This is a genomic window from Streptomyces sp. NPDC104367, assembly GCF_055583825.1.
Window position 1 is genome coordinate 196,551 of record NZ_JBVJND010000018.1, and the last position, 6,058, is coordinate 202,608.

At 75.4% G+C, this 6,058-nt stretch carries 5 protein-coding genes; 3 read left to right on the forward strand and 2 right to left on the reverse strand.

What is annotated here, in order from left to right:
- Nucleotides 1–323 precede the first annotated feature (323 nt).
- Nucleotides 324–1,532 carry an SGNH/GDSL hydrolase family protein gene (locus ACZ619_RS26605; RefSeq protein ID WP_469603706.1) on the forward strand — a complete coding sequence of 403 codons (1,209 nt, stop codon included), beginning with the start codon at nucleotides 324–326 and terminating at the stop codon, nucleotides 1,530–1,532.
- Nucleotides 1,533–1,536: 4 nt separating this feature from the next.
- On the opposite strand, the gene ACZ619_RS26610 is transcribed toward ACZ619_RS26605, so the two are convergent.
- A complete protein-coding gene (locus tag ACZ619_RS26610; RefSeq protein ID WP_469603708.1) occupies nucleotides 1,537–2,022 on the reverse strand; it encodes a DUF456 domain-containing protein in 486 nt (161 codons plus the stop codon).
- A 21-nt stretch (nucleotides 2,023–2,043) separates the two neighbouring features.
- Complete coding sequence (locus ACZ619_RS26615; RefSeq protein WP_469603711.1) at nucleotides 2,044–3,024, reverse strand: helix-turn-helix domain-containing protein; 981 nt, start codon at nucleotides 3,022–3,024, stop codon at nucleotides 2,044–2,046.
- 525 nt (nucleotides 3,025–3,549) lie between these two features.
- Between ACZ619_RS26615 and ACZ619_RS26620 the strand changes: the two genes are divergently transcribed.
- The gene (locus tag ACZ619_RS26620; RefSeq protein WP_469603714.1) at nucleotides 3,550–5,181 is read left to right on the forward strand and encodes a protein phosphatase 2C domain-containing protein; all 1,632 of its coding nucleotides are present in this window, start codon (nucleotides 3,550–3,552) and stop codon (nucleotides 5,179–5,181) included.
- A gap of 60 nt (nucleotides 5,182–5,241) precedes the next feature.
- Nucleotides 5,242–6,058, forward strand: an 817-nt coding sequence (locus ACZ619_RS26625; protein ID WP_469603717.1) for a thiamine pyrophosphate-binding protein, incomplete at its 3' end; no start/stop codon positions are given.

Genomic DNA, 6,058 nt, shown 5'->3' on the forward strand with positions numbered 1-6,058 from the left:
GCGATGGCTCGGCGCGGTTTCGCGACGCGCGGCGCGAGGGGCCGGGTGCCTGCCCCACCGCCGCCCGCCGCCCGCCGCGCCGGCACCGGGCACCCGGCACCCGGCACCCGGCACCGGGCACCCGGCACCCGGCACCCGGCACCGGGCACCCGGCACCGGCACCCGGTTTCCGGCATCCGGCGGGAGCCGTTCGTGCCTGCTCGGTTCCCGGGCACCCGCCTCGCGTTGGGCCGGCAGAGTGCTGCGTCCGGTCGCGTTGCCCGGCCTGCCGCCCCGCGTGTGTCACCTTCCCCACCAGTGGGCCTTCGGAAGGGCGGGTGCGGATGGGCAGGGTCGGACGTGTCCTCGCGGTGACGTTGCTGGTGCTGGTGGGTACGGCGGCGCGGGCCGGTGCCGAGTCCACGCGTCCGCTCTGGACCGGGAGCTGGGAGGCCGCGCCCTCCGGCACCGTCCCGGCCGTGCCCGGCGCGGCCTTCCGCAACGTCGTCCGGCTCAGCTCCGGGGGCGCCGCCGTGCGGGTCCGGATCAGCAACCGGCTCGGCCGTGTGCCCCTCGTGCTCGGCGCGGTCACCGTCGCCCTGCACGGCACCCGGGCGTCCGCCGTGCCGGGGTCGATGCGCGCCGCCACCTTCGCGGGCGCCCGCACCGTCGTCGTACCCGCCGGACAGGACCTGGTCAGCGACCCCGTACGGCTCGCCGTACCGGCCGCCGCCGACCTGCTGGTCACCGTGCAGACCCCCGGCCGCCCCGGACCGGCCACCTACCACCGCGTCGCCCTCCAGACCAGCTACCGGGCCGACGACGGCGCCGGACACGCGGCCGACGAGAGCGGCGGCGCGTACACCAGGACCGTCGGCAACTGGTACTACGTCACCGGCGTCGACGTCCTCGGCGAGGCCGCCGGCAGCGTGGTCGCCTTCGGGGACTCGCTGACCGACGGCAACGGCTCCAGCTTCGACGGCAACCACCGCTGGCCCGACCGGCTCGCCGAACGCCTGCGCCCCCACCGGCTCGGCGTCCTCAACGCCGGGATCTCCGGCAACCGGCTGCTGCTCGACAGCACCGGCGGCCCCGGCGCCCTGGCCCGGCTGGACGCCGACGCCCTCACCCGGGCCGGGGTGCGCGCCATGGTCGTACTGGAGGGCATCAACGACATCAAGGGCACCCCGGAGGCGAAGGACCCGGCGGACTTCGCGCGGGCCTACCGGACGATCGTGGCCCGCGCCCACAAGCGGGGCATCCGGGTGATCGGCGCGACGCTCACGCCGTACGCCGGGTTCAGCGGCTACACCGCCGCCCGGGAGGCCGTCCGGCAGAAGGTCAACGCGCTCATCCGGACCGGGCACGTCTTCGACGCGGTCGTCGACTTCGACGCCGTGGTCCGCGACCCCCGGCGGCCCGAGCGGATCCGGTCCGCCTACGACCCCGGCGACCACCTGCACTTCAACGACGCCGGGATGCGGGCCCTGGCCGCCGCCGTCGACATCAGGACCCTCCGCGCGACGGGCCCGCGCGCGACGGCCGCCCGCTGACCGGTCAGCCGCCCCAGACCACCGCGGCCAGCCAGCCCGCCGCGATCAGCAGGCAGGCGAACAGCTCGGCCAGCACGCTGGAGCCGCCCGCGTCCATCGTCGTGCGCAGCGCGGCCCGCGCCTCGGCGGGCCGGCCCAGGCGCAGGCGTTCGTACAGGTAGATCCCGGCCATGAAACCGGGGATCGCGCCGAGCACCGGGAGCACCACGAAGCCGAGGAACGCGCCGGCCCCGGCGTACCCGGCCACGCGGGGCGTGGCGCCGCTCGCCCGCAGCCGCCGGGGCGGCAGCGCCCAGCGCACCACCAGCGACACCAGCAGCACCGCCGTGGCCCCGACCAGCACCGCCCAGGACAGCGGGCGCGGGTCGTACAGCGCCCACCACAGCACGGCGGCCCACACCAGCCACGAGCCCGGCACCCCGGGCACCAGCACTCCGCACAGGCCGAGCACCATCACGAGGCCGACCAGCAGGAGTTCCCCTGCTCCCATCTGCCCAGGGTGCCGTGCGGGTCAGTCCCGGGCCACCCAGCCCCGTTCGCGGGCGTACCAGCCCAGCTGCAACCGGGTCGTCACCCCGGCCAGCTCCATCAGCCGCCGCACCCGGCGCTGCACGGTCCGCAGTCCCAGGTCGAGCAGTCTGGCCACGCGCGCGTCGGTCAGCCCGGCCAGCAGCAGGGACAGCACCTCCAGATCGGTGGCGTCCGGGCCCTCCGGCCCCTCCTCGGGCAGGCCACGGGCGCCCAGGCGGAGCGGGAGCGCCTGACGCCACACCGACTCGAACAACCCGCACAAAAGTTCCAGCAGGCCGCTCGCGTGCACCACCAGGGCGGCCGGTTCCGAACTGCGCGAGGTGAGCGGGACCAGCGCGAGGGCACGGTCGACGACGACCAGCTTGGTCGGCACCTCGTCCACCACCCGCACCTGCTCGTCCCGGGCCAGCGCCGCCGTCAACTCCGTCATGCCGTGCGGCAGATCGAACACCGACCGCTCCACCACCACCCGGTAGCGCACACCCCGGTCCGCGGCCTGCTCCTCCGCGTCGTTCGCCATCCCGGAGACGACCGCCGGCCGGCCGGTGACCAGCGCGCACACCTCGTCGGTCGCGCCCAGCTGGAGCTGGAGGAACCGCTGGGCCACGGCCGACGCGCCGGTCACCACCTCCACCAGGTCGTGCACCGCCGGCTCGGCGGCCGACGCCCGGTACTCCTCGGCCAGCAGCGCCGTCGCCAGCTCCGCCTTCTCCAGCTCGTGCCGCTGCCGGGCGAGCAGCGCGCCCAGCGCGACCCCCGGCGGCGCCGCCACCCAGCGGCCCGGCCGGCCCGAGGACTGGGCCGCGAGCCCGTGCCCCTCCAGCCGGCGCAGCGCGCGCTCGGTCTCCTGCTCGGCCAGCGTCAGCCGCCGTGCCAGCTCGGGCACGTCGGCGGCGCCCACGGACACCAGGGTCCGGTAGGCCGACTCGTCGCGTTCGTCCAGACCGAGCGCTGCCAGCATCGACCCGCGTTCCTCCCTCGAAGCCCGGCGCCGTGGCGGGAACCGGCCACGGCGCAAACCCGCCAGGACCCATCATCGCCCGACGGCCGGTCACTCTGCCAAGATCACTTCACCGCAGCACCTCCACACGGGCTCCGGATCCGTGAAGCCTCGGAACCGGACCGGTGCGGCACGGACCATGCGGTTCACAGCTGTTCGCAAGGAACGGCCGTCACAATCCGGCTTCCGGCCGGTGCCGTCACGTCCGGCCGTGCGAGCGGTGACCCCGGTCCCGGACGCGCTTACGCGCAGGGGGTCCGGGACCGGGGCACTCCGGGTGTCGCCGGGTGGTTCTCCCGTGGGGGGTGGGACCACCCGGCGACTCACACGTGTCATTCGCGCCCTCCGGGAGCCGCTCGCCGCCGACTTCCCGCCCTCGTACGGGTGTTCAGAACATCCCTCGCCACGCCGTTCGACACCGGATCGGGTGCGGGATTTTCCGGATGCCCCGTTTTCATCCGGCCCCGGCGGTGGACAATTAGGGGCATGAGCCAGCCTGGGGGTAGGCCCGCCCGTCACGACGACGACTGGTGGGGGCAGTTGTACGACGACTCCACCGAGGACACGGGGCCCACGGCCGCCCCCGACTCCCTGGACGACCGCTTCGCCTCGGCGAAGAACACGGTCGGGGGACGGCAGGGACCGCCGACCGTGCCGTCGCAGCGCGCCCCCGCGGCCGCCGGGGAACCCGGCGACGACCGCACGGCCGACCCGAAGTCCTGGCCCTGGGACGAGGACGACCGACGACTGCTGGAGCCCGACGACGTCCTGACGGCCCCGGACGCGTACCCGGCCCCGGGTCCGGACGTCTACGCAGCCCCGGGTCCGGATGTGTACGCGGATCCGACCCCGGACGTCTACCCGGCCCCGGGGTTGGACCTGTACGCGGCCCCGGACCCAGGCGCGTACGCGGCTCCGGGGCCGGACCCGTACGCGGCCCCGGACCCAGACGTGTACGCGGCTCCGGGTCCTGACGTGTATGCGGATCCGGCTCCGGACCTGTACCCGGCCCCGGTGCCGTCCCCGCCCCCGTCCCCGTCCCCGTCCCCGACCCCGTCCCCGTCCCCGACCCCGCCCCCGGCTCCCGCCCCGGGCCCGGTGCCCCGTGCGGTCACCAGGGCCGACCTCGCGGTCTACCCGCCGCCCGCCTCCTCGGTCGAGTACGTGGGCTCCGGTCCGCCCACCTACGAGGCCGAGCCCACCGCGCTGCCCGCCGCCGACCCGGACGCGCTCGGCGACCTGGTCCCGGACACCGTGCTGGACGGCGCCCAGTACGGCACCCGCACACTGCGGGCCGTCTCCCAGCGCGGCGACTCCGCCCGGTTCCGGGGCGAACCGCGCCGCGACGCGCTGCTCACCGCCCGGTTCGGGAACGGCGACCAGGCCCTCGTCCTCGTCGCGATGGCCACCGGCGCCCGGGCCACCCCCGGCGCCCACCGGGCCGCCGCCGAGATCTGCGAGTGGATCGCCCGAGCCGTCGGCCGCAGCCACCAGCGGCTCGCCGAGGACATCCGGGCCGCCCGGCGCGGCGACCTCAAGTCCGGGCTGCACCGGCTCACCGACCGCAGCCTCGGCAGGCTCCGCGCCGCCGCCGCCGAACGGGGCGTCCCCTCCGACGAGTACGCGGCCAGCCTGCGCTGCCTGCTCGTCCCGGCCGACCCCCAGTGCCGTACCCGGGTCTTCTTCGGTGTCGGCCCCGGCGGTCTGTTCCGGCTCCGGGACGGCGAGTGGCAGGACATCGAACCGCGGACCGGCCCCGACACCGTCGGCGAGGCCGTGCTCGGCTTCGGCTCGCTGCCCTCCGAGACCCCGGAGGGCGACCGGCTCACCATGGACCTCGGCATCCCGACCCCGCCGAGCCCTTACGAACCCGCCCCCGAGCCGCCCCGCGAGCCGTTCCTCTTCCGGGCCTCGGTAGCCCGCCCGGGTGACGCCCTGGTGATGTGCACCGGCGGCCTCGCCGACCCGCTGCGCGGCGAGCCCGCCCTCTGCGCCTACCTGGCCCGGCGCTGGTCCGACCGCACCCCGCCCGGCCTCGCCGCGTTCCTCGCGGACACCCAGGTGCGGGTCAAGGGCTACGCGGACGACCGTACGGCGGCCGCCGTCTGGGAGGCGTGAGGGCCGCCCCTGTGCGTGGATGGGAGGTGTCCGACCAGAGGGAAGGGGCACCCGTCCGCCATGGCCAAGCAGAACGTCGCCGAGCAGTTCGTCGACATCCTCGTCCGCGCCGGCGTGCGCCGGCTCTACGGAGTCGTCGGCGACAGCCTCAACCCGGTCGTCGACGCCGTCCGCCGCAACTCCGCCATCGACTGGATCCACGTCCGTCACGAGGAGACCGCCGCCTTCGCGGCCGGCGCCGAGGCGCAGATCACCGGGAAGCTGGCGGCCTGCGCCGGCTCCTGCGGCCCGGGCAACCTCCATCTCGTCAACGGCCTGTACGACGCCCACCGCTCGATGGCCCCCGTCCTCGCCCTCGCCTCCCACATCCCGTCCAGCGAGATCGGCCTCGGCTACTTCCAGGAGACGCACCCGGACCGCCTCTTCCAGGAGTGCAGCCACTACAGCGAGCTGATCTCCAGCCCGAAGCAGATGCCCCGCCTCCTCCAGACCGCGATCCAGCACGCGGTCGGCCGCAGCGGGGTGAGCGTGGTCTCCCTGCCGGGTGACATCGCCGACCAGCCGGCCCCGGAGCAGAGCGCCTCGGCCGCCATCGTCACCTCGCGGCCGACCGTCCGCCCCGGCGACGACGAACTCGACCGGCTCGTCGCGATGATCGACGCGGCGGACAAGGTGACCCTGTTCTGCGGCAGCGGCACGGCCGGCGCCCACGCCGAGGTCATGGAACTCGCGCAGAAGATCAAGTCCCCCGTCGGCCACGCGCTGCGCGGGAAGGAATGGATCCAGTACGACAACCCGTACACGGGGAACCTGCGTATGTACACTACTCCCCATGCAGACACGCGTGTTGGGGGCACGACGACTGTCCCGCGTCAGG

What these genes read in the sequence shown, in the direction of transcription:
- ACZ619_RS26620 (WP_469603714.1), top strand. Translation starts at nt 3,550, where the DNA reads ATGAGCCAGCCTGGGGGTAGGCCCGCCCGTCACGACGACGACTGGTGG.
- ACZ619_RS26605 (WP_469603706.1), top strand. Translation starts at nt 324, where the DNA reads ATGGGCAGGGTCGGACGTGTCCTCGCGGTGACGTTGCTGGTGCTGGTG.
- ACZ619_RS26615 (WP_469603711.1), bottom strand. Translation starts at nt 3,024, where the DNA reads ATGCTGGCAGCGCTCGGTCTGGACGAACGCGACGAGTCGGCCTACCGG.
- ACZ619_RS26610 (WP_469603708.1), bottom strand. Translation starts at nt 2,022, where the DNA reads ATGGGAGCAGGGGAACTCCTGCTGGTCGGCCTCGTGATGGTGCTCGGC.